The 24,022-nt window shown below is 60.3% G+C and carries 22 protein-coding genes and 1 tRNA gene; 18 read left to right on the top strand and 5 right to left on the bottom strand.

The window, feature by feature from the left end:
* Positions 1-44 precede the first annotated feature (44 nt).
* From proB to AC0N03_RS11360, 9 genes are all read left to right on the top strand, one after another.
* Positions 45-1,190, top strand: a complete 1,146-nt coding sequence (proB, locus tag AC0N03_RS11400) for a glutamate 5-kinase (RefSeq protein ID WP_474288884.1) — start codon at positions 45-47, stop codon at positions 1,188-1,190.
* Entirely contained in the window at positions 1,183-2,433 is a 1,251-nt protein-coding gene (locus AC0N03_RS11395) for a glutamate-5-semialdehyde dehydrogenase (RefSeq protein ID WP_474288882.1), read from the top strand. The genes proB and AC0N03_RS11395 overlap by 8 nt, the downstream gene beginning before the upstream one ends.
* A gap of 11 nt (positions 2,434-2,444) precedes the next feature.
* Positions 2,445-3,062: a nicotinate-nucleotide adenylyltransferase gene (locus AC0N03_RS11390; RefSeq protein WP_474288881.1), complete on the top strand. Its 618-nt coding sequence runs from the start codon at positions 2,445-2,447 to the stop codon at positions 3,060-3,062.
* A 144-nt stretch (positions 3,063-3,206) separates the two neighbouring features.
* Positions 3,207-3,539 (top strand): ribosome silencing factor, encoded by a 333-nt coding sequence (gene rsfS, locus AC0N03_RS11385; protein WP_474288880.1) that lies wholly within the window; start codon positions 3,207-3,209, stop codon positions 3,537-3,539.
* 4 nt (positions 3,540-3,543) lie between these two features.
* Positions 3,544-4,026, top strand: a complete 483-nt coding sequence (gene rlmH, locus AC0N03_RS11380; RefSeq protein WP_474288879.1) for a 23S rRNA (pseudouridine(1915)-N(3))-methyltransferase RlmH — start codon at positions 3,544-3,546, stop codon at positions 4,024-4,026.
* A gap of 51 nt (positions 4,027-4,077) precedes the next feature.
* Positions 4,078-5,421 carry a murein hydrolase activator EnvC family protein gene (locus AC0N03_RS11375; protein ID WP_474288877.1) on the top strand — a complete coding sequence of 448 codons (1,344 nt, stop codon included), beginning with the start codon at positions 4,078-4,080 and terminating at the stop codon, positions 5,419-5,421.
* Complete coding sequence (locus AC0N03_RS11370; protein WP_474288963.1) at positions 5,418-6,782, top strand: S41 family peptidase; 1,365 nt, start codon at positions 5,418-5,420, stop codon at positions 6,780-6,782. Before AC0N03_RS11375 ends, AC0N03_RS11370 begins: the two co-directional genes overlap by 4 nt.
* Positions 6,783-6,904: 122 nt before the next feature.
* The gene (locus tag AC0N03_RS11365; RefSeq protein WP_474288876.1) at positions 6,905-8,122 is read left to right on the top strand and encodes a divergent polysaccharide deacetylase family protein; all 1,218 of its coding nucleotides are present in this window, start codon (positions 6,905-6,907) and stop codon (positions 8,120-8,122) included.
* A complete protein-coding gene (locus tag AC0N03_RS11360) occupies positions 8,119-8,622 on the top strand; it encodes an RNA pyrophosphohydrolase (RefSeq protein WP_474288874.1) in 504 nt (167 codons plus the stop codon). The genes AC0N03_RS11365 and AC0N03_RS11360 overlap by 4 nt, the downstream gene beginning before the upstream one ends.
* 45 nt (positions 8,623-8,667) lie before the next feature.
* Here AC0N03_RS11360 and AC0N03_RS11355 read toward each other — a convergent pair whose 3' ends face one another.
* Positions 8,668-9,522: an outer membrane protein gene (locus AC0N03_RS11355; protein WP_474288873.1), complete on the bottom strand. Its 855-nt coding sequence runs from the start codon at positions 9,520-9,522 to the stop codon at positions 8,668-8,670.
* A 333-nt stretch (positions 9,523-9,855) separates the two neighbouring features.
* Here AC0N03_RS11355 and AC0N03_RS11350 point away from each other — a divergent pair, with 333 nt between their 5' ends.
* Complete coding sequence (locus AC0N03_RS11350) at positions 9,856-11,670, top strand: ATP-binding protein (RefSeq protein ID WP_474288872.1); 1,815 nt, start codon at positions 9,856-9,858, stop codon at positions 11,668-11,670.
* Between the two features lie 23 nt (positions 11,671-11,693).
* Here the strand turns inward: AC0N03_RS11350 and AC0N03_RS11345 are convergent, their stop codons facing one another.
* Entirely contained in the window at positions 11,694-11,909 is a 216-nt protein-coding gene (locus AC0N03_RS11345) for a ChaB family protein (protein ID WP_474288870.1), read from the bottom strand.
* Between the two features lie 204 nt (positions 11,910-12,113).
* On the opposite strand from AC0N03_RS11345, the gene cysD reads away from it, so the two are divergent.
* Entirely contained in the window at positions 12,114-13,007 is an 894-nt protein-coding gene (gene cysD, locus AC0N03_RS11340) for a sulfate adenylyltransferase subunit CysD (protein WP_474288869.1), read from the top strand.
* Entirely contained in the window at positions 13,007-14,854 is a 1,848-nt protein-coding gene (gene cysC, locus AC0N03_RS11335; RefSeq protein ID WP_474288868.1) for an adenylyl-sulfate kinase, read from the top strand. The genes cysD and cysC overlap by 1 nt, the downstream gene beginning before the upstream one ends.
* A 39-nt stretch (positions 14,855-14,893) precedes the next feature.
* Here cysC and AC0N03_RS11330 read toward each other — a convergent pair whose 3' ends face one another.
* Both AC0N03_RS11330 and AC0N03_RS11325 read right to left on the bottom strand, forming a co-directional pair.
* Positions 14,894-15,511, bottom strand: coding sequence for a D-sedoheptulose 7-phosphate isomerase (locus tag AC0N03_RS11330; protein WP_474288867.1), 618 nt, complete (start codon positions 15,509-15,511; stop codon positions 14,894-14,896).
* Positions 15,512-15,596: 85 nt separating this feature from the next.
* Positions 15,597-15,681 (bottom strand) — tRNA-Leu (locus AC0N03_RS11325).
* Positions 15,682-15,825: 144 nt separating this feature from the next.
* On the opposite strand from AC0N03_RS11325, the gene AC0N03_RS11320 reads away from it, so the two are divergent.
* Positions 15,826-16,407 (top strand): YqaA family protein, encoded by a 582-nt coding sequence (locus tag AC0N03_RS11320; protein WP_474288866.1) that lies wholly within the window; start codon positions 15,826-15,828, stop codon positions 16,405-16,407.
* 8 nt (positions 16,408-16,415) lie between these two features.
* On the top strand, positions 16,416-16,958 hold the full coding sequence (locus AC0N03_RS11315; protein WP_474288865.1) for a disulfide bond formation protein B: 543 nt from the start codon (positions 16,416-16,418) through the stop codon (positions 16,956-16,958).
* Here AC0N03_RS11315 and AC0N03_RS11310 read toward each other — a convergent pair.
* Positions 16,931-17,500, bottom strand: coding sequence for an HNH endonuclease (locus AC0N03_RS11310; RefSeq protein ID WP_474288864.1), 570 nt, complete (start codon positions 17,498-17,500; stop codon positions 16,931-16,933). The two genes, AC0N03_RS11315 and AC0N03_RS11310, sit on opposite strands and share 28 nt — an antisense overlap.
* 223 nt (positions 17,501-17,723) lie before the next feature.
* Here AC0N03_RS11310 and AC0N03_RS11305 point away from each other — a divergent pair, with 223 nt between their 5' ends.
* The 4 genes from AC0N03_RS11305 to AC0N03_RS11290 all read left to right on the top strand — a co-directional run bounded on the left by AC0N03_RS11305 (position 17,724) and on the right by AC0N03_RS11290 (position 23,948).
* Complete coding sequence (locus AC0N03_RS11305; protein ID WP_474288863.1) at positions 17,724-18,278, top strand: hypothetical protein; 555 nt, start codon at positions 17,724-17,726, stop codon at positions 18,276-18,278.
* 185 nt (positions 18,279-18,463) lie between these two features.
* A complete protein-coding gene (locus AC0N03_RS11300) occupies positions 18,464-19,201 on the top strand; it encodes an SDR family NAD(P)-dependent oxidoreductase (protein WP_474288862.1) in 738 nt (245 codons plus the stop codon).
* Between the two features lie 350 nt (positions 19,202-19,551).
* Entirely contained in the window at positions 19,552-20,814 is a 1,263-nt protein-coding gene (locus tag AC0N03_RS11295; protein ID WP_474288861.1) for an efflux RND transporter periplasmic adaptor subunit, read from the top strand.
* A 2-nt stretch (positions 20,815-20,816) separates the two neighbouring features.
* A complete protein-coding gene (locus AC0N03_RS11290; protein WP_474288860.1) occupies positions 20,817-23,948 on the top strand; it encodes an efflux RND transporter permease subunit in 3,132 nt (1,043 codons plus the stop codon).
* The last annotated feature ends 74 nt before the right edge of the window (positions 23,949-24,022 follow it).

Genomic DNA, 24,022 nt, shown 5'->3' with positions numbered 1-24,022 from the left:
AAGGCGGATGCACCTGTTTGAAAGCATATCCTGAAGAGAAGTCTGTGCAGCCCGCGTCCTCACTCCCGGTTCCTTCCCTCGCCGATTTTTCACGCATAGTGGTCAAGGTGGGGTCTTCCCTGCTGGTTGATCCGGCTGGCGGGCTGCGGCGCGGATGGCTGGAGGCTTTGGTCAGGGATCTGGCCGATCTGCACCGGCGCGGGGCAGATATTCTCGTGGTTTCATCCGGCTCCATCGCGCTGGGGCGCAATGTGCTGAAATTTCCGAAAGGCCCGCTCAAGCTGGAGGAGGCGCAGGCTGCAGCTGCCGTGGGGCAGATTGCGCTGGCCCGAATCTGGTCCGAGGTTCTGAGCGCGGAAGGCATCACTGCGGGACAGATTCTCGTCACATGGGGCGATACCGAAGAGCGCCGCCGCTATCTCAATGCCCGCGCCACCATCGGGCGCCTGCTGGATTTGCGCGCCGTGCCGGTGATCAACGAGAACGATACGGTCGCGACCGTGGAAATCCGCTATGGCGACAATGACAGGCTTGCGGCGCGCGTTGCCACAATGGCCAGCGCCGACCTGCTGATCCTGCTGTCCGATATCGCCGGGCTTTATACGGCGCCGCCGAAGGATAATCCCGATGCGACGCTCATTCCCGTGGTGCCGCGCATTACGGCGGATATCGAGGCCATGGCAGGCGGCGCGGCCTCGGAGCTTTCGCGCGGCGGCATGCGCACCAAGATCGAGGCGGCGAAAATCGCCACCACCGGCGGCACGCACATGGTGATTGCCGACGGACGCAAGCAGGGCATCATCAAGCGCCTGATGCAGGGGGAGCCGTGCACATGGTTTCTCACGCCGTCCAATCCGGTCACGGCGCGGAAAAAGTGGATCGCCGGCTCGCTGGAGCCGCGCGGCAGTGTTAGTGTCGATGCCGGCGCGGCGCGCGCTATTCTGAGCGGGAAAAGCCTGCTGCCGGCGGGCGTGACCCGGGTTGAGGGCACGTTTTCGCGCGGGGATTGTGTTATCATCCGTGCGCAGGACGAAACAGAACTGGGCCGCGGGCTGATTGCTTATGATTCGCACCACGCGCAGATGCTGGTCGGGCGCAAGTCCGGCGAAATTGCTGAATTGCTCGGCGTTCAGGGGCGGGCGGAGATGATCCACAGAGACGACATGGTTTTGGGCGGACGCGATGAGTGAACTGATGATCATAGGCGCCGCGGCGCGGGCGGCCAGCCGCAAGCTGGCGCTGGCTTCGGGCGAAACGAAACGCGCCGCGCTTCATGCTGCTGCCGCGCAATTGCGCCTGCGTGCGGGCGACATCCTCGCTGCCAATGCTCTGGATGTGGCCGAGGCAGAGGGGCGCGGCACGGCGGGCTCGTTCATCGACCGGCTGAAGCTGGATGCGGCGCGCATCGAAGCGATGGCCCGCGGTCTGGAGGATGTTGCCGCGCTGGCCGACCCTGTGGGGCGCGTGCTGGCCAGATTCTCACGCCCCAATGGTCTTGAGATCGAGCGCGTGGCGACGCCGCTCGGCGTCATCGGTGTTATTTACGAGAGCCGCCCCAACGTGACCGCGGATGCGGGGGCGCTCTGTCTGATGGCGGGCAATGCCTGCATCCTGCGTGGCGGTTCCGAGAGTTTCCGTACATCCGGCGTCATTCACGAATGTCTGGTGGCCGGACTAAGGCAGGCGGGCTTGCCCGAGGCCTCGATCTCTCGCGTGCCGTCGACGGACAGGGCATTGGTTGGCGAAATGCTGGCCGGGCTGGGCGGCAATATCGACGTGATCGTGCCGCGCGGTGGTAAAAGCCTTGTCGCCCGGGTGCAGACGGAGGCGCGCGTACCGGTTTTCGCGCATCTTGAGGGCGTCGTGCATTTATATATCGATCGCGCCGCCGATTTATCGAAAGCGCTGCCGCTGGTGCTCAATTCCAAACTGCGCCGGACAGGCATCTGCGGCGCGGCGGAGACGCTGCTCGTGGACGAGGCCTGCGCGGCAACCCATCTCGCGCCGCTGGTCAAAGCGCTGCTTGACGCGGGCTGCGAAGTCCGCGGCGATAAGGCGACGCAGGCTGTCGATCCGCGCGTGCGCGGCGCGACCGACGAGGACTGGCGCGCCGAATATCTCGACAAGATCATTGCCTGCAGGGTGGTGGCCGGTCTGGATGCCGCAATCGAACATATCGAGACTTATGGCTCCCACCATACCGATTGTATCGTGACGGAGGATGCAACAGCGGCGGCCCGCTTCATGAACGAGGTTGATTCTGCGATTGTCATGCATAATGCCTCGACCCAGTTCGCCGATGGCGGCGAATTTGGCTTCGGCGCAGAAATCGGCATTGCCACGGGCCGCATGCATGCGCGCGGACCGGTGGGCGTCGAGCAGCTTACCTCTTTCAAATACCGGGTGCACGGCGCGGGGCAATTGCGGCCGTGAGACCAAGGCCCGTGCGACCTGCGCAACTTCCGCCGCATCAGCCCGGCATGAAAATCGGCTTGTTCGGCGGTACGTTCAACCCGCCGCATCAGGGCCATGTACTGGTGGCGGAAACGGCCCTGCGCCGTCTCAGGCTCGACCGTATCTGGTGGCTGGTGACCCCCGGCAACCCGCTCAAATCGCTGCAGGGGCTGCCCGCACAGGCTGAACGCATGGCTGCGGCGCGGCATATGGCGCGCGATCCGCGCATATGCATTACCGGCTTTGAGGCGGATATCGGCGCGCGGTATACGGCTGATACGGTTGGTTATCTCAAGACCCGCTGCCCCGGCGTGCATTTTGTCTGGATTATGGGCGCGGACAACCTTGGTCAGTTTCACCGCTGGCAGAACTGGCGCGATATCGCGTCGGCCATGCCCGTTGCCGTGATCGACCGCCCCGGTTCGACTCTGCGCAGCCTGTCCTCGCCGGCGGCGCATTTTCTGGAGTCGGTGCGCTGGCCCGAGCACCGTGCGCCGCTGCTTGCCCGAGCCATTGCGCCGGCCTTTGTCTTTTTGCATGGGCGGCGGCTCGATCTCTCGTCCACGCAGTTGCGGCAGGCCGAATTCGGGCAGCACCCGACGGGCTGAAACAGCTGCGTATAAAATCGGATAGGCACGGGGCTGCAATTTTGGTAGGATCACGTTTCTATCACCTTTGAGGATGTCACACTGACTACGCACGTTTCCACCAAGGGGCAGGATACCGCCCCGAATGCCCGCACCCCGCTTGTATTGCGGGATCAAGTCATCCATTGTCTCGACGATGCCAAGGCCGAAGAGATTGTCGCCATTGATCTCGTCGGGCGCACGTCCATTGCCGACGTCATGGTCATTGCCAGCGGGCGCTCCAATACGCATGTCGGCGCCATTGCCGAACAACTGATCCGGCTGAGCAAGGAAACCGGTCACGGCACGCCGCGCGTGGAGGGTATGCCCCATAATGACTGGGTTCTAGTCGATATGGGCGATATCGTCGTGCATGTGTTCCGCCCGGAAGTGCGCCGTTTCTATAATCTTGAAAAAATGTGGGGCGCGGACCGTCCGGAAGAAGCCCGTCTGAGCTGATCCTGTGCGGCTTATCCTCCTGTGCGTTGGCCGCCTCAAGGCAGGCCCGGAGCGCGATCTTGTCGCGCGGTATTGGCAGCGTCTCGAGGCCGGCGCGCGGCAGGTTGGCCTGACAGGCGTCGAACTGCGCGAACTGGACGAAAGCCGCGCCCGCCGCCCCGAGGACCGCAAGGCCGAGGAAGCCGCCGCCCTGCTGGCGCTTGCTCCGGCAGGCAGCCGCATCGTGGCGCTTGACGAGCGCGGGCGCAATCTTGCAAGCCCCGCATTTGCCGAGGACATAGCCGTAGCGCGCGATCATGGCGTGCCGGCCTATGTGCTGGTTATCGGCGGGCCGGACGGCCTCGACGAGCAGGTGCGGCGTTCGGCGGCTTTCACGCTGAATTTCGGCGCGTTGACCTGGCCGCATCAACTGGTGCGGGTGATGGCGGCGGAACAGCTTTACCGCGCCACCACCATTTTGTCCGGCCATCCGTATCATCGCGTTTGAGGCCAAAGCAGGTTAACCTTTGCGCGATGATTCGCGGTGGATGGAACGGGTATGGGAGCATTGCGTCAAAGCCTGATCGCACTCGGCCTGCTTTGCCTGTGCATCGGGCCCTCGCGGGGCGAGACCGTCCTGCGCGGTTCGGGCGGGCCGGAGCCGGCCGGGCAGGATACGCGCCAGATGGAACTGCGCAGCATTGAAGGCGATCTCAAGGCCTCGGAAGAGCAGCGGCAGAAATTGCAGGCCGATATCGAGACAGCCCGCACCGACAGGGAAAAATTCAACACGGCTCTGATCGACGCCAATGCGAAGGTGCAGGCCGATGAGACAAGCATCCATACGATGGAAGTGCGTCTGGAGACGATGAAGGGCAGCGAGGATGCGATCCGGCTTTCGCTGGAAAAGCGGCGCGGCCTCATCGGTGATGTGCTGGCCGCGCTCCAGCGCATGGGCCGCTCGCCGCCGCCGGCTATTCTGGTCAAGCCGGAAGATATGCTGGGGGCGGTGCGCACCGCCATGATGCTGGGAGCTGTCCTGCCGGATCTGAAGGCGGAAACCGAGGCGCTGGCCGGAGATCTGGGCGAACTGGTGCGCCTCAAGGCCGATATGTCCAGCCAGAAGGCTGCCCTTGATCAGCAACTCGAACAGCTCAAAGGCGAGCGCGACCATCTGGCCGAGCTTGTCGCCGCGCGCCAGGCCTCGCTGGATCAGGCGCAGGGCGCGTTGGCGGCCGAACAGGCGCATGCGGCGGAACTGGCGCAGAAGGCCACAAGCCTGAAAGATCTCATCAGCCAGATGGAAATTGCCAGCGCTGCTGCGGCCAAAGCCGCCGATGAGGCCCGTCAGGCCGATGCCGCGCAGCAGGCCCGCCTTGCGGCGCTGGAATCAAAGCATCTCGATTTTGCCTCATTGCCGCCGCCCTTTAGGGATAAATCGCGCACCGCTCCCGCCATGCCATTCGCAGCGGTGAAGGGCATGTTGCCGCGCCCTGCCGTGGGCGAGGTGATTCGCGCCTTCGGCGCGCCGGACGGTATGGGCGGTTCGGAAAAGGGAATTTCTCTCGCGACTCGGGCGGGGGCGACGGTGGCGAGCCCGACCGATGGCTGGATATCGTTTGCGGGCCCGTTTCGTTCTTACGGGCAGCTCTTGATCATCAATGCGGGCGGAGGCTACTATATATTATTGGCGGGAATGGATAAAATTAACGTCCATGTCGGCCAGTTTGTTCTTGTGGGCGAGCCCGTCGGCACGATGGGAGACGGCTCTGCAAAAGCAGCGTCAAATGTTGCACTTGGAGCTTCAGGCCCTATTCTATATGTAGAGTTTCGCAAGGACGGCAGTTCGATCGATCCTGGCCCGTGGTGGGCCAAGTCGGATATGGAAAAGGTTCGCGGATAATGCGCAAGATTTCTACACTCATGTTTGGCGTTGCACTTGGTGCGGTTACGGTTTCTCTGGCAACGCGGACTGATCTTTTCGTCGGCGGCCTTGCCCATGCGGCTGTGGCCGACACCTATCGCGAGCTTAACCTCTTCGGCGATGTTTTCGAGAAGATCCGTACGGACTATGTCGAAAAGCCTGATGAGCAGAAGCTGATCGAGGCGGCAATCAGCGGGATGCTGACATCGCTCGATCCGCATTCCAGCTATATGGACGCCAAGGCATTCCGCGACATGCAGGTGCAGACGCATGGCGAATTCGGCGGCCTCGGCATTGAGGTCACGCAGGAAAACGGCGTCATCAAGGTTGTGACCCCGATCGACGATACGCCTGCCTCCAAGGCCGGCATTCTATCGGGCGATCTTATCGTGGCGATCGATGACGAAACCACCGACGGCATGACCCTCAATCAGGCCGTGGATAAAATGCGCGGCAAGGTCGATACGTCCGTCCGCCTGAAGATTGTGCGGTCCGGCAAGAAGGACCCCTTCGAGGTCAAGCTGACGCGCGCAGTCATCGTGGTCAAATCCGTCCGCTCGCATGAACTGGGCGATGTCGGCGTCATCCGTATCACGCAATTCACCGAAAACACCTATCAGGGACTCAAGGACGCCATCGACAAGATCCAGACCGATCTGCCCGGCGACAAACTGAAGGGCTATATCCTCGATCTCCGCAATAACCCGGGTGGTTTGCTCGATCAGGCGGTGCAGGTGTCGAATGCGTTCATTGCACATGGCGAGATCGTCTCGACACGCGGGCGTAACGCCGACGAAACACAGCGCTATACCGCGACGCGTCCGGCGCTTTCGCCGGATAAGCCCCTCGTCGTGCTCGTGAACGGCGGTTCGGCTTCAGCTTCGGAAATCGTGGCCGGTGCGTTGCAGGATCACAAGCGCGGCACGATCGTCGGCACGCGTTCCTTCGGCAAGGGGTCTGTGCAGACCATCATTCCGCTGCCGCAGAGCAACGGCGCGCTGCGCATGACGACCGCACGCTATTACACGCCGTCCGGGCGCTCCATTCAGGCCAAGGGCATCGAGCCCGATATCGTGGTTATGGAAAATGTGCCGGACAGCCTGAAGGGCAAGGACGACATCATGGGCGAGGCCTCGCTCAAGGGGCATCTGCTCAACGGCAATGATGAGAAACATGGCTCGCAAGCCTATGTGCCGCCGGAAGAGAAGGACGACAAGCAGATTCAGGCCGCCGTGGATATATTGCACGGAACCTACAAGGCGGAGGCGGCAGTGCCGCCGGCCAATGCAGGCACTCCGCCGAAGGCCGACGCCACGGGTGCCGCCCCGAAGTCGAACTGATGAAATGGCACCGGCGCGGCGGCCCCGTTTTATAGCGGGGTCGTCCGGGCCGCATGATCATAATGCCGATGCGGATGCCTCCCGCGTGGCCCGCCGGTCTTTCTGGGCGAGGGGGATATTGCTTGGATGACCTGAATGCACCTTTAGGCCTGGAGCGCAGGCCCTCCAGAACGGGCCGCCGCTCTGCCCATGGGTGGATCGTTGCAGGGCTGGGCTTGTGTCTCGTCGTCGGGCTCGTGTCTTTTGTTTTTGTGACGGGCGACCGCCCCGTATCGGAACGTTATGCACTCGCGCCGATTGAAAAGATCGAACCTCCGCTTGAACAGGCAGCGGAGTTTAATCAGCCGCAGCTTTCAAACCCGCCGAAACAACAGCAGGCGCCCGGATCGCAGCCCAAGGCGCAGACAGCGGCCGCGATCGAGGCATCAAGCGGTGTCAGGGTGATGCGCGGCGGCGATGCGCCCGCGCCGGGCGCGATGGTGATCGAAATTCCGGACAGCACCGGGGTGCAGCTTGTGGATGCGCCCGATCCGCGCCTTGTCGAGCAGAGCAAATACGGGTTGCTGCCACATATTGGCGCAGATGGCCTCAAGCCCATGAGCCTTTACGCGCGGCCTTTGCCGGCGCTGTCGCGCGGGCGTATCGGCATGCCGCGACTGGCGCTGGTTTTTGGCGGCGCGGGTCTTTCCGCCGCGCAGACGCAGGCAGCCATCGAAAAAATGCCGGAAGCCGTGACGCTGGGTTTTTCGCCATACGGCCATGATCTTTCCGATCAGGTCAGGCAGGCGCGGTATGCGGGCCACGAACTCCTGCTGCAGGTGCCGATGGAAGCTTTCGGCGATGAAAATGCCAAGGTTGCGCCTGACACGCTGATGACTTCAGCCGATGAGGAGGTCAATCTGGCCCATTTGCGCGCGCTTATGGGACGGATGACGGGCTATATCGGCATCATGAATTACAGGGGTGGCCGCTTTACCGCCGGATCGGGGGCGCTGACGCCCGTCATGCGCGAGGTGGCGGCGCGCGGCCTGCTGATGGTCGATGACGGCTCCTCGCCCCGCAGCCTGATCTCCGATGTGGCCCGGAGGCTCTCGGCACCGTCTCTGCACGCGGATATTGTCGTGGATGCACGGCCCGATCATGCGGCCGTGGAAGTTGCTCTGGCCCGGCTGGAGGCGCAGGCGCGCGCTCATGGCCTTGCCATAGGCGTGGCCGAAGGCTATCCCGCGACACTTGACCAGATTGCCGAATGGGCCAAAAGTCTTGAAGGCAGGGGCATTCTGCTCGTGCCGCTGAGTGCATTGATTGGACAAACACCAAGATCCGTGGCGGAACAATGAATATGTTGCATGAATACCGTCCCTGCGTGGGCGTGATGGTTCTTAATCGAGAGGGTCTGGTTCTTATCGGTCATCGCAAGAACAAGCGCCAGGCGGAGCAGGTCGCGCCTGATTTTGAGTGGCAGATGCCGCAGGGCGGCATTGACGAGGGCGAGGAGCCTTATCAGGCGGCGCTGCGCGAACTCTACGAGGAAACGAATATTTCCTCAGTCGAACTGCTGGCGGAATCGCGGGACTGGTACCGGTACGACCTGCCTGCTGACACCATGCGCAAGACCTGGCGTGGCCGCTATCGGGGGCAGATCCAGCGCTGGTTCGCATTCCGCTTTACGGGCGATCCGTCGGAAATCGATATCGACAACCCGGCAGGCGGACAGGCCAAGCCTGAATTTGACGCCTATCGCTGGGAGGAAATGCACAGGCTTGTCGATCTGATCATCCCGTTCAAGCGGTCTGTCTATGAGAGAGTCGTGGCAGATTTTGCTCATCTTGCCGGATGATCGGGCGCGCGGGACATCCCGCAGGCCGGAACATCTGGCATATGGTTAGTCTGTCTGCGCGCCTGCGGGGGCGCCGTCCAGCATCCAGCGGATGCCTATCCTGAATTCCTGCGCGGCGAGGTGCCTGAGGCGCAGATCGTCGGTTGCGCTGCCGCCCGCGCCGGAGACCGGCGATTCGTCTCCGGTGAGCGCGCTGCCAAGATGAATGTAGCGATAGCCGAATTCAAGTTTTGTCGTGCTGTTGATGTCATAGGCAAGACCGGTCATCAGCGCCCAGGCGAAATTGGCCTTGCCCTTGCCGCCCGATGTAAGATGGTCGAACGGAGCACCGGAAACCGTGCCGTTTTCAACAACGGAACCGGTCTTGTTATAGGCGACGCCAAATCCGAGGCCGACGTATGGCGTCAGACCGGACCAGGTGCCGACATCAGCATAGACATTGACCAGGCCGACAATGGATGACACGCGGCCGCTCCACTGGCCGTCGACCGTGGCGCCGGAGCAGCTCAGGCAGGCATATTGATCATGGCCGGTGAAGGTGGCTTTTGCGCGATATTCGAGCGTTGCATCTGTCCGCAGCCAGGTTCCGAAATTATAGCCCCCGCCAATGTCAAAAACGCCCTGATTGGCGAGATTTGAATTCATGAAGCTGCCGGGCGCGCGTGCAGATGAGCCTGCATCAAGCAGCCCGTAAACCGGGTCAGGTTTTGCTGAAAAGGCCAGCCCCGCGTCTGCGCGCAGATACCAGCCGCTCGGGTCGGAGAAATCGATCAATTCGGGCGCGGGCGGCAGGGGCGGTGCGTCGGGCAAAGTTCCGGCTTCGACAGAGGAAACCGGCATCAATGCGGCCCAGATCAGGAGGAGGCTCGCAAAACTGCCCTTCAGGAATGCCGTCATCATATAAACTCAGGTGAAAATTCATCGAATCAAACGCCGATGACGAACCGTGACATGCAAGTGTTAATGGTCAATTAACCTTAAATTTTAACCGGTTGCTGGCGGTGCGCGGCCCAAATTTATTCTTCAGGTAAAAATCCGGATATATTATATATACAAGAAATGTATTTTATTGATTACCTATAGATTTGTAAAATTATACAAAAATTTTAGAAGTTTACCTGCATTTATTCTTAAATTTTTAAGTAAATATGCTGCAAAACTAGGACGCATGCGTGAATTACGCTGCGTCGTGTGCGCAAACGCAAAATAACCGTTCGATGAAAGCGAGTCGTGATGGTGCTGGATAACAGAAGTCCGTTGCAGCCGGAAAAGCGCCAGATTGGCCGTCTGGTCTCATGCACTGGCGCCTCGGCGGTTATATCCGTGACCCTGTCGAACAACGACAAAAGTACGGCGGATTTCTGGTCCATCGGCCGCATCATCAGCCTCGAACAATCCGGCAAGCGGATCGTCGGCGTGGTGCTGGAAATGACGACGCTTGATCCGCTCTGGAGCGAGGGGAAGGATAATATCGTTAATTTCAAGGTGGAATTGACTGGTGAAGTCAGTGATCGTCCTGACGGACAACCCGTGTTCACGCGCGGCATTTCCTCCTATCCGACAATCGGCGCTCTCGCGCACCGGGTGCGCGCCGCTGATCTTGGAGCCATTTACACGGTCTCCAATGGCGATGCGGTGAGCATTGGCCATCTGAGCCAGGACCCGAATATTTCGGCCATGGTCAATGTCGGGGACATGCTGGACAAGCATTTCGCGGTGGTCGGTTCAACCGGTGTCGGGAAAACGACGGCCGTGACCTTGCTCATCCGCAAGGCGATTGCGGCGCGCCCCAATCTGCGCGTGCTGATCCTCGATCCGCATAATGAATATGAACAGGCATTCGGCATCGACTCCATCTCGCTTGGTTCCGACACGCTGGATTTGCCGTTCTGGCTGTTTAATTTCGATGAATTATGCGCTGTCGTCTTTCGCGACGGCATCATGCCGGACGGGGAGCGGAGCGCGCTGCTTGAAGTCATTGCCCTTGCCAAGACACGGTTCCAGCAGGCGCGCCTGTCTCTGGGCGGCGGGCTTGCGCGCCGCGTCAGTACGGAAGAGGGCGGCGGAATCAATGTCGATTCGCCCATGCCCTACCGGATGGCCGATGTCTTTCAGATCATTCTTGATGCCATGGGCAAGCTTGATCCCAGGCATGGCCGGGCCGATCTGCGCGCACTGAAAAGCCGGCTCGAGGCTCTTTGTAACAATTATCGTTATCGGTTCATGTTCCGCAATACGATGATCGAGGACAATATCGAAAAGGTCATCGGCAATATTTTCCGCATTCCGCACAAGGGGCGGCGCATAACTGTGCTGCAAATGGCCGATCTGCCCTCCGATGTCGTGAATTCGGTGGTGGCGGTGCTTGGCCGTCTGGCGCTCGATCTTGCCGTCATGAGCCACGGCGGATTTGAAATCTCGCTCATTTGCGAAGAAGCGCATCGCTATATTCCGCTTGACCCCACCCGCGGCTTTGGCCCGACGCGTCAGGCCATTTCGCGCATTGCCAAGGAGGGCCGCAAGTTCAACGCCTCCATTGGTGTGATCTCGCAGCGCCCGTCCGAACTGGACGCCACGATCGTTTCGCAATGCTCCACCCTTTTTGCCATGCGCCTTGTCAATGAAGCGGACAAATCCATTGTCCGTTCCGCGCTGGCGCAATCCTCCGAGAGCCGGATCGGATTTTTGTCCTCGCTGCGAAATCGAGAGGCCATAGCATTTGGCGAGGCCATTGCCATGCCGATGCGGCTTTATTTCGAGACAGTCGAGCACCCTTCCAAAGTAAGCAAATTGCGTGGTTCGGAAAAATTGTTCCTGAATCACGAAGCGGATATGCGCCAGATCATCCTGCGTATGCGCGGTCTGGATGATCATAGCAAGTCTTCCGAGGACGAGGCCGGCTCAGTTCAGCTCCATGCCGCAGGCGCGGCTGCGGCCCCCGCGATTGCCGCCGGTGCGCCTCCGCTTCCGGCAGGGCCTGGGGCAGCCTTGCGCTCCTCGCTTTACCGCGCCGATGCAAAGCTTTTTGGCCGGGATGGCGCAGGCTGAGGCACAGCCCAAAAGTTGCGCCTTCAGTTTACACGGGCGACCCAGCCGCCGTTTTCTTTGTGATAGCGGCGTTTGACAGCAGCCCAGGCGACACGGTGGGCGATCGTCTCGCGTTCCGCGCCGTGTTCCGCATAATTGATCCAGGCGGCATTGAACGCCGCCCGGTAGATTTCCTGGGCATGCGGCGGCAGATGGCTGCGCAATGACGGCGGCAGATCTTCTATCGAAGCGTAAGGCATAGCAACGCCTCCGGCGGTTTTAAAAAGCCCAGCAAAAGCCTCTGCGCTGTAAACGGCAAGTCATTTTTATGTGATAATAATCAATGCGCATCTGGTTGGAGAGCGGGTCTGCGCCAGATATTGAAGCGCTTGCAGCGATTATTCGGTTGGACACAGGCCGCAAGATGCTTCAATTTGGCAAATCATCCATGGCCGGAGATTAACTTGGATTATCTGGACAAGTTGGAGAGCGAGTCGATAGAAATATTTCGTGAGGTCGCGGCGAATGCAATTCGTCCGGTGATGCTCTATTCCATCGGCAAGGATTCATCCGTCTTGTTGCGCCTCGCGCAAAAGGCGTTTTACCCCGGGCGCATTCCTTTCCCGCTGCTGCACATCGATACCGGCTGGAAATTTCCGGAAATGATCGCCTTTCGGGACAAGCTTCAGCGCGAGCTGGATTTGGATCTGATCGTCCATACGAATCCTCGCGGCGCGGCGGAGGGCATAGATCCGATCGGTTCTCCGTCCGGCTATTATACCGACGTCATGAAAACCGAAGCGTTACGACAGGCACTCGATCGTTATGGCTTTGACATTGCTTTTGGCGGCGCGCGCCGCGATGAAGAAAAGTCCCGCGCCAAGGAACGGGTGATGTCGTTTCGCGCGCCGGGCCATCGGTGGGACCCCAAGGCTCAGAGGCCGGAATTGTGGACGCTTTACAATATGCGGATCAATCCGGGCGAGACGATCCGCGCCTTTCCGCTCTCGAACTGGACCGAGGCGGACATCTGGGCCTATATCGCACGGGACAACATTCCCGTCGTGCCATTATATTTTGCTGCGCTCCGCCCGGTGGTGCGGCGCGAAGGGCAATGGATCATGCGTGCCGACCAAAGGCTGCCGCTTGCTCCCGGCGAAAGCGAAGAATTGCGCATGGTGCGCTTTCGCACGCTTGGCTGCTACCCTCTTACCGCGGCTGTCGAAAGCGAGGCAGCTGATCTCGACGGCATTCTTGCCGAAGTGCTGGACGCTACAATGTCAGAACGGCAGGGGCGTCTTATTGATCATGACGGCGCCGGTTCCATGGAGCGCAAAAAGCAGGAAGGCTATTTTTGATGGACAGCCTGTGCTTTATGACATGCGGCAGCGTCGACGATGGCAAATCAACGCTTCTGGGTCGGCTGCTGCATGATACGCAGCATGTTTTTGCCGATCAGATTGACGCGCTGAAAGCCGATTCCCGGGTATTTGGCACGCGTGGCGCTGATCTTGATTTTGCCCTGCTGGTTGACGGACTGTCAGCCGAGCGCGAGCAGGGAATCACGATCGATGTGGCCTATCGTTATTTTTCCACCTCATCGCGCCGGTTTATCGTGGCGGATACCCCCGGTCATGAGCAATATACAAGGAATATGGCGACAGCCGCCTCGCAGACTGAAGCCGCCATCGTTCTTGTGGACGCGCGCGCGGGACTCACCGGACAAACCTTTCGCCATAGCCGGATTGCGCATCTGTTCGGGGTTCGCCAGTTCGCGCTGGCCGTCAACAAGATGGATCTGGTCGGCTGGTCGCGGGCCCGCTTTGAGGCCATCGCGGCGGAATATGCGGCTTTTGTCCGATCGCTGGGATTGGACTCCGTTGTCGCCATTCCGGTCTGTGCGACGCAGGGCGTCAATATTGCGCGGCGCAGCGAAGATGAAGCGCTCTGGTATGAAGGCCCCTTGCTGCTGGAATGGCTCGAAAAAGTGCCCGCTTGCGCGCAGGCAAGCACACGCGGCTTTGCCATGTCCGTACAATGGGTGAACCGGCCGGATGCGGATTTTCGCGGCTATTGCGGGCGCGTGAGTTCGGGCAGCATATCGGTGGGCGAGGGGGTGCGCCTTTCGCCGGGTGGCCAGCACGTCGCGGTCAGCCGTATTCTGGATGGCAGGGGAGATTGCGGTGCCGCTGTGGCCGGCCAGTCCGTGACGCTGGTTCTGGCGGATGAATTTGATATCAGCCGCGGCGATGTCATTGCCAGCGACACTGATCCGGTGGCGCACGCCGACCTATTTGACGCCAATATCATCTGGTTCGGGCGAAATCCTCTGTTGCCGGGGCGGTCTTATCTTATTCAGATGCATCGGAAACTTGCGGGCCTCTCCATTGCTGCAATCAAGCACCGTATCGACGTCACGAGCGGCGCGCGCCTTGCAGCAAAATCGCTCCAGCAGAATGAACTGGGCATTGTCACGCTCTCGCTTGATCGCTCCGTGCCGTTCACGCCCTATTCCGAGGACCGGATGCTCGGCGCGTTCATTGTCATTGACCGACAGTCGAACGAAACCGTCGGGGCTGGCACGATCAACCATATGCTCCGTCGGGCAGAGAATGTTCATTGGCAGGCGCTCGATATATCCCGCGCCTCGCGCGCCGCGCTCAAGGCGCAGATGCCCTGCTGCATCTGGTTCACCGGCCTTTCAGGCGCAGGCAAATCGACGCTCGCCAATCAATTGGAAAAGCGCCTTCATGCCGAAGGACGGCATACCTATATTCTTGATGGCGATAATGTGCGCCATGGGCTTAATCGCGATCTTGGCTTTACCGATGCTGACCGTGTCGAGAATATCCGCCGTGTGGCGGAGGTCTCGCGTCTGATGGTCGATGCCGGCCTGATCGTGATGGTCTCCTTCATCTCGCCGTTCCGGTCCGAACGCGACATGGCGCGTGCTTTGTTTCAGCCCGGCGAGTTTATCGAGGTTTATGTCGATGCGCCGATCGAGACATGCGAGGCGCGCGATGCCAAGGGGCTTTATGCAAAGGCGCGGCGCGGCGAACTCAAGAATTTTACCGGAATCGACAGTGCCTACGAACCGCCGGAAAATCCTGAAATACATGTGCGCACGGATCAGGTCGCTCCCGAAGCGGCGGTGGAGGGCATCATGAAACGCCTGAATCCTTTCCTCCTGCCGTCCGGCGATTGAAGACAGGAAATTGGGGTTTTTGCCAGTAACGGCTCTGTCTCAATGGCTGCCGCGAATGGTTTCGCCGCCGCCATCCTTGTGAGGCCGGGGAAACAGACCTTCTTCCACTAAAGCGCAGATCATATGGGCGGCAGCCATATGCACCTGCTGGATAAGCGGTGTTGCCTCGGCAGGCGCATGGAGCATGATATGGGCGCGCTCCGGCATCAAGCCGCCCGAGGCGCCGCTCCAGCCGATGACGGTCAGGCATTTCGCGCGGGCTGCCTCCATGGCGCGCAGCACACCGGGCGAGCGGCCAGACGTGGAAATTGCAATCAGCACGTCGCCTTCGCGCCCCAGAGCCTGAATCTGGCGCTCAAACACCTGCTCATAGCCATAGTCATTAGCGATGGCCGTCATGACCGATGTGTCCGTGGTCAGGGCCAACGCGGCGAGAGGCGCCCGGTCATAATTCAGCCGGCCGACCAGTTCTCCCGCTATGTGCTGCGCGTCGCCCGCGCTGCCACCGTTGCCGATGAGCAGAATCTTGCCGCCGTTGCGCAGGCATCCGCACAGGATATCGGCGCATCGGGTCACAGACTGACGGAATGCGCTGCTGGTGGCGGCGGCGCGCATCACGTCGTCTGAGAGGGCGAAATAGGTTTCAATGGCATCCATAATCGCAGCATGCCATGCGCAACCTTGCTTCGGGCTGTCATCGCAGCAAAGCGCACCCGGTTTATGTAAATCATGGCAAAGCTTTTGGTGCCCCTAGCCGGAATCGAACCAGCACTCCTTGCGGAATCCGATTTTGAGTCGGACGCGTCTACCAGTTCCGCCATAGGGGCCCTGCACTGCAAAAGCGGGCGGATAATACAAGCCCGTGTGGAGGGGTCAACCGTGTTCTGGCAAAAATCTGAAATAAATGAAGCTGGACTTTTGCGGTGATTTCGATCAGCACTCTGCCTGATCATTTCCGGCTGGAGACTTGGATGTTCAAACGGCTCTATCACTGGACGCTTGCCCTGAGCGAGAGCCCGCGCGCCTCTTATGCGCTGGCAGCCATCGCCTTTGCCGAGAGTTCGTTCTTCCCCATCCCGCCGGATGTGATTTTGATCCCGATGTCGCTTGCCAAGCCTCAGAAGGCGATTTTCTACGCCTTTTTATGCACGGTCGCCTCAGTGCTCGGCGGCATGCTGGGCTATTTCATTGGCGCGATGCTCTATGACTCGCTGGGGCTGTGGCTGATCGACCTTTATGGATATGGCGCGCGGGTCGAGGCGCTGCGGGCGCTCTACCAGCATTGGGGCTGGCTTGTCATTCTCATCAAGGGCCTGACGCCGATCCCCTTCAAGCTGGTGACAATCGTCAGCGGCCTGCTGGGCTATAATTTTCCGCTTTTCGTGTTTCTTGCGCTGCTGACCCGCGGGGCGCGCTTTTTTCTTCTGGCCGGGCTGCTGCATCATCTTGGAGAACCGATCAAGGATTTGCTTGAGCGTCATTTTGCCATATTCATGCTGTCGTTGCTGGCGATCATCATTCTGGGGTTCTGGATTGCGGCCCGGTTGCTGTGAGGCAGGTTATGTTGCAGCGTTTAAGACATGTTGATGCGGTCCAATCCGCCGGGCTGATCGCGGTCATAGCCTTTCTTGCCATTGCCGGGGCCTGGATTTTTCAGGCGTTCGGCTATCTGCCCTGCGAGCTTTGCCTCAAGCAGCGTTTTGCCTATTATTACGGCATACCGCTGGCCGTGCTCGTGCTTCTTCTGGCGCGGCAACCGCGTTATCAGAGCCTTGTCGGGCCGGGTTTCGCCGGTCTTGCACTGATTTTTGCTGCCAATGCCGTTTTTGGGGTCTATCACGCCGGTGTCGAATGGCATTTCTGGGCAGGGCCCAGCGAATGCACGGGCGCTGTGCAGGCGGCGGCCAAGGTCGGCGATTTTCTCAAGCAACTTGAAACCGTCAAGGTTGTGCGATGCGATGTCGTGGCGCTCCGCATTTTCGGCCTGTCTCTGGCGGGCTGGAATGCCTTGATCAGCGCGAGCCTGGCTCTTGTTGCGCTCAATGGCGCGCGCAGCACGCTGAGCCTCTTCCGGTCTCAGGGCTCCAGTTCGCTGTCCCAGTAGAGATAGTCCATCCAGCTTTCATGCAGATAATTGGGCGGGAACAGTCTCCCGTTCTGGTGCAGGTCGTTGATGGTAGGCTGAAACGGCTTGCGTGCCGGGAACATGTTGGCTTGCCGCGGCAGCATGTCGCCTTTTGCGAGATTGCAGCAGGCGCAGGCCGCGACAATATTTTCCCAGACCGTTGTGCCGCCTTTTGAGCGCGGAATCACATGATCGAATGTGAGGTCGTCGCGTGCGCCGCAATATTGGCAGCTGAAGCGGTCGCGCAGGAAGACGTTAAACCGCGTGAAGGCCGGAAAACGCGAAGGCTTCACATAGGTTTTGAGCGAAACCACCGAGGGCAGGCGCATTTCCCAGTTGGGGCTGCGGATGGTCTTTTCATAGTGGGAGACAATATTCACCCGGTCGAGAAACACAGCCTTGATCGTGTCCTGCCATCCCCACAGCGAGAGCGGATAGTAGCTCAGGGGTCGAAAATCCGCATTCAGGACCAATGCCGGGCAGGCCTGAGGGGAAATGTGCTGTTGGAAGTGAACCGTCAAATGGCTACCTCTTCCTGTTGTGCCGCGGGGACTCGCTTCTGCCAACAATCATAGTCTATCGGCTATGACAGCCTTGTGAAGGGGCAATTTAACTAAGAATTACGAATTCCTGACGTGACGGAAGGCCGCAGCGCGCGCATGCGGCCTGTTTTAAAGGTCGATTAACGTTTCTGGGAGAATGCTGAAACTGGCCTTTTGTGAATTTCAGTTCTGTGAGCTCGGTATGAATCAGGATCGCACATCATTCGCGGACAATCTGAAGTCCCTCCGGCAGGAACAGGAAGAATTTGCTTTTAGTGAAGCGCAGGACACGCCTGATCCGTCGTGGTTCACCGATGAGAATGCGGCTGGCGGACGCAGTCGGATGCTGCGGCTGATTGGCGAGATCGCGGAAGCCGCCCGCAAACTTGAGCAGGAATTGCAGCTGGTCGAAAGCGAACGGGCCGAACTGCTGCGTGTTGCCGAGGAACTCAGGCGCGCGCGCGCGCAGGCCGCTTCCGAGCAAAGGCAGGCCGCCGATGAAGGCGCTCCGGCAAGCGGACCGGTGAAGATGCGCGATATGGCCAATTTCATCTTTTCGCGCGAAGGCGAGCATTTCCTCCATATGCTGCGCCGCGTGGTGCGCGAGGAAATCGAGTCGCACCGCCCGGTGCATTCCGCACCCGCGTCCATGCAGGATGCCGATGAGAGCGGGGAAGCAGAAGACAGCGCCGATGAATTCGAACAATTGCGCCGCCTTGTCAGCGACGGATTCAACACCCGGCGTCAGGCGTTTTAGATCCGGCGGGCTTGACGCCACATCAGCGCTTGTCTGCCTGAATTAACCTCTGTCACACGGGAAATGCCGATTTATGGTCCTGTCGGATCGGCCAGCCTCCTGCGCACATGATCCTTGCCCGCGTTTCGACCGTAAGAGCTTCTGCCGACCGGATGAATGAACCTGCTGGTCGGGGAGGGCAGAGGATGAAGCGGACGATCCTGATTTATGGCGGCAACAGCGGAATCGGTGCGGCAACCGCGCGCCTGATGCATGAAGCGGGCGCGCATGTGCATCTTGTCGGGCGCGATCTCACGCGTCTGAACGCGCTGAAGGATGAACTCGGCGCCACGATCACAGCGGGGGACGTGCAGGACGAAACCTTGTTCGACCGCGCTGCCGCAGCGGCGGCACAGGTTCATGGCGCCGTACAGGGGTTGGTTTATGCCGTGGGTTCGATCAATCTGAAGCCGCTCACGCGCCTGACCGAAAAGGATTTTCTGCAGGATTTCCGGATCAATGCGTTGGGCGCGGCGAGGGCTGTGCAGGCTTCGCTGGCGGATTTGCGCAAGGGCGAGACCGCAGGCTCCGTGGTGCTGTTTTCCAGTATAGCGGTGACGCAGGGATTTGCCGCCCATGCGTCCATAGCCATGGCCAAGGGCGCCGTTGAAGGACTCGCGCTCTCGCTGGCGGCGGAGCTTGCGCCCAGAATCAGAGTCAATGTCATTGCCCCGTCGCTGACACGCACGCCGCTGGCGCAGCATCTGACCGGCAATGAACCGATGGCTGCGGCCATTGCTGCGCTTCACCCCATTCCGCGCCTTGGCGAGGCGCAGGATGCCGCGGGCCTCGCCGCGTTTCTGCTGTCCGAACAGGCAGGCTGGATCAACGGGCAGGTGATTGGCGTTGACGGCGGGCGTTCGCGGCTGCGGGTGAAAGGCTGAGGAGCCCATGCCAATCAGGAAAGGTGCCTTATTGCCACCAAGATGCCTGCACAGCGCGGTGCTTGTGCGGGAGCATTACAAAAATGTAATCACGGTTTGACCAATGCGTCAGCAAAATGGATGGATTTTTGTCTGATCCGGTGACACAAAGGCGGTTGTGCCTAATGGCGATCAAGTTTGTGAAAGCTCCGTCCGGCGTGCTTAAAACCAGTGTCTGGCCACTTTTGCGCAAGGGAAGAGACCCGGGGGTGTGGCAGGCTCGTCTTCCATCCCCGCTGCCGGGCCGCTTTTTGGGTTTGCTCGCGCATCCGCATGCACGCCCGGACAAGTTAAATTTTTGAAGTGAGACCATGAAACGCCTGCGTCCTGTCATTGCGATTTTGGTTCTGGTTTATGCGCTCGGCTGGTGGCAGCGCGCGGCGCTGTTGCCTTACCTCGAAGGCCATGCGCCTGCGCTTGGCCGCCTGATCGGCGCGCTTCCGGGTTATTCCTCCGCTGTGGCGCACAAGGACGCGGCCAGCGGCGGTTCGGAGAGGAGCGGGATGCCGGTTGTGCCTGTTACCTTTACCGAGGTCAGACAGGCGGATTTTCCGATTTATCTCTCCGGTCTGGGGACTGTGCAGCCCTTCAACACGGTGACGGTGCGCAGCCGTGTCGACGGGCAGATCATCAAGGTGTTGTTCAAGCAGGGCCAGATGGTGAAGGAGGGCGATCCTCTGGTCGAGATCGACAAGCGTCCCTATCAGGGCACGCTGGACTCGGCTCTGGCCCGCAAGGCGCAGGATGAAGCCAGCCTCAAGGACGCCAAACTCAACCTGGAGCGCTACAACAGCCTCGCGCGGCAGGATTTTGCCTCGCGCCAGCAGCTCGACACGCAGCAGGCTCTGGTTGAGCAACTGACTGCGCAGGTGCAGGGCGATCAGGGCGCCATCAACAATGCCCGCACGCAACTGGGTTATACGACAATCGCGGCGCCGCTTTCGGGCAAGACCGGTTTCCGGCTGATCGATGCAGGCAATATCGTTCACGCAAGCGACCAGAACGGCATTGTCACCATCGTGCAGATGCAGCCGATTTCGGTGGTTTTCTCCGCGCCGGAAGATCAGGTGCAGGAAATCAATGCGGCATTGAACAAGGGCGCGGTTCCGGTCAATGCGCTGAGTTCGGACGGTACGAAAGTGCTCTCGCATGGCCGGCTTGTGCTGGTGGACAATGCCGTGAATCAGGCCACCGGCACCATTGCGCTCAAGGCGGTGTTCGCCAATGACGATAACAACCTCTGGCCGGGGCTCTCCGTGACCACGCAGATGCGCATAGACCTGCTCAAGGACGTGACTGTCGTGCCTGAGAGCGTCGTGCAGCACGGACCTTATGGCCTTTTTGCTTATGTCATCGGCGAGGACAACAAGGTGTCCGTGCGCGAGATCGGCGTGCGGGTGAGCGGCAACGGCCGCGCGGTGGTGTCCAGCGGGCTCAAGACCGGCGAGAAGGTGGTTGTGACCGGCCAGTATCGCCTGCTGCCCGGTTCTCCCGTCGAGGCGACGCCCGCCAAGCCCCTGCAGGACGACGCCATGCTGGAGGATGTGAAACTGCCTGCCGTTGAGGCAGACTGACCATGGCGCTCGGAATTTCGACCCCGTTCATCCGCGCGCCCATCGCGACAACGCTGATCATGGTTGGCATCGCCTTTCTGGGCATCATCGCCTATCCGCGCCTGCCGGTGGCGCCGCTGCCGCAGGTGGATTTTCCGACAATTCTGGTGACCGCCTCGCTGCCGGGCGCCGACCCGAGCACGATGGCCTCTTCGGTCGCGCAGCCGCTGGAGACGCATTTCTCGCAAATTCCCGGCGTTGCGCAGATGACGTCGACAAGCACGCTGAGCAATACGTCAATCACCGTCCAGTTCGATCTCGACCGCAACATCGATGCCGCCGCGAATGACGTGCAGGCGGCCATCAATGCCGCGTCCGGGCAATTGCCGAAAAACCTGCCGTCACCGCCAACCTACCGCAAGGTCAATCCGGCGGATTCGCCCATTCTCATTCTGAGCGCGACATCGGACACTCTGCCGCTGGTCGAGGTGGATGACAATATCGAAACCAAGCTGGCGCAAAAGGTCAGTCAGATCAGCGGCGTGGCGCAGGTCTTTATCGGCGGCCAGCGCAAGCCTGCGATCCGCGTGCAGCTTGACCCTGCCAAGCTGGTGGCCAAGGGCCTCTCGCTGGAGGATGTGCGCCTGCCGCTGTCGGTGGCCACTGTCAACAATCCGAAAGGCACGATCAACGGCATAACCAGCGCCTTTACGATCTATACCAACGACCAGCTTACCCGCGCCGAGGACTGGAACGACGTCATCATCGCCTATCGCAACGGCAGTCCGCTGCGGGTGCGCGATATCGGACAGGCGGTGAACGCCCCTCAGGATAACACCCAGTCAGCATGGGCCGACAGCAAGCCGGGCATATTCCTGGTGATCTTCAAGCAGCCCGGCGCCAATGTGATCGATACTGTCGACCAGATCATGAAAACGCTGCCGCAGCTTGAGGCAGCCATTCCGCCGTCGATCAAGATTTCGGTGCTGGGCGACCGCACGCAGACAATCCGCGCCTCGGTGCAGGATGTGCAGTTCACGCTGCTGATCACCATCGCTCTGGTGGTGATGGTGATCTTTGTGTTTCTGCGCAGCGTCTGGGCGACGATCATTCCCAGCATCACCGTGCCTCTGGCCTTGCTCGGAGCCTGCGCGCTGATGTGGTTTGTCGGCTATACGCTCGACAATCTTTCGCTGATGGCGCTCACCATTGCGGTGGGGTTCGTCGTCGACGACGCCATTGTCATGCTCGAAAACATCACGCGCTACATCGAGGAGGGCGATACGCCGATGCATGCGGCCCTGCGCGGCGCGTCGGAAATCGGCTTCACTATTCTCTCCATCAGCATCTCGCTTATCGCGGTTCTGATTCCCCTGCTGATGATGGGCGGCATTATCGGACGTTTGTTCCGCGAATTTGCGGTGACCTTGTCCATGACCATCGCCGTTTCCGCCGTCGTTTCGCTGACGCTGACCCCGATGATGGCGTCCCGCTTCATGAAATCCCAGCATGACCAGAAGCACGGGCGCCTATTCATGACGTTCGAGCGCGGGTTCGACGCGATGATCAGCGCCTATGAGCGCGGGCTTGATCTGGTGTTCAGGCATCGTTTCGCGACGCTCTGTGTGTTTTTCCTGACGCTGGGGCTTTCGGTCTATCTCTTCATCATCATACCCAAGGGGTTTTTCCCCCAGCAGGACAATGGCCTCATCATCGGCATTTCCGAAGCGGCGCAGGATATTTCCGTGGCCGACATGCAGAAGCACCAGCAGGTGCTGGGCGATATCGTGCTCAGCGATCCGGCTGTGGCGCATGTGGCCATGGCGATCGGCGGCAGCGGCTACACGACCAATACGGGGCGCATGTTCATCAGTCTGAAGCCACGGGATGAGCGGGATGTTTCGGCAGACCAGATCATCGCGCGACTGCAGCCCAAGCTGGCCAAGGTGGAGGGCGCGCGGCTCTTCCTGCAGGCGGCGCAGGACGTGCGCGTCGGCGGGCGGCCATCGCGGACGCAGTTCCAGTTCACCATGCAGGGCGCCGATATCGACGAGCTCAACAAATGGGCGCCGCGCATGCTCGACAAGATGAAAACGCTGCCGGAGATCAAGGATGTTGCGAGCGACCAGCAGACGCAGGGAACCACGCTGACCTTGACCGTCAACCGCGATCAGGCGGCGCGCTACGGTCTGTCTCCGGATGTGATCGACGCCACGCTCTATGATGCCTTCGGCCAGCGGCAGATTGCGCAATATTTCACGCAATTGGCGAGCTATGAGGTGATCATGGAAATATTGCCCGAACTGCAGGGCGATGTGGATACGCTGAACAAGATCTATCTGCGCTCGCCCACGACGGGCGCGCAGGTGCCGCTGTCGGCTTTTGCCAAATGGACAACCGTGCCGGTGCAGCCGCTCTCGGTCAATCATCAGAGCCAGTTTCCGGCGGTGACGATCAGCTTCAATCTCGCGCCCGGCGTGGCTCTTGGTCAGGCGACGGAGGCCGTGACGCGCGCGGAAACGCAAATGAACCTGCCGCCCACGATCGACACGATGTTCCAGGGCAATGCGCAAGCCTTTCAGGCGTCTCTTTCCACCATTCCGGCGCTGATTCTGGCGGCGCTGATCATGGTTTATCTCATTCTGGGTGTGCTCTATGAGAGCTTCATCCATCCGATCACGATTCTTTCCACCTTGCCATCGGCGGGGGTCGGCGCCATAGCGGCTCTTATGCTGTTTCACTTCGATTTCAGCCTGATCGCGCTGATCGGCATGATTTTGCTTATCGGCATCGTCAAGAAGAACGGCATCATGATGGTGGATTTCGCCATTGTCGCCGAACGCGATCAGGGCATGACTCCGCTCGAGGCCATCCGCCGCGCCTGCCTGCTGCGGTTCCGCCCGATCATGATGACCACCATGGCCGCCATGCTCGGCGGCGTGCCGCTGATGCTCGGCACCGGCACCGGCTCGGAAATTCGTCAGCCTCTGGGCTACGCCATGGTCGGCGGGCTGATCGTAAGCCAGCTTCTTACGCTTTTCACGACCCCTGTGATCTATCTCTATCTCGATCGGCTGTCGAAATGGCTGAGCGGCGCGAGACGGCAGACACAGACGCCCGCGCCCGGCCCTGTTCCGGCAACTGGGAAGGATTGAGACGAAGCGGGTGTTGCGCCGCAGCGGGCAGACAGCCCGGCGCAAGCCTCACAGTTCAGACTGGTGGCGTGTCT

The organism is Methylocystis sp. sgz306128 (assembly GCF_056032725.1).
The sequence above is the reverse complement of the archived record's forward strand: the minus strand, read 5'-3'. Positions and strand labels throughout refer to the sequence as shown.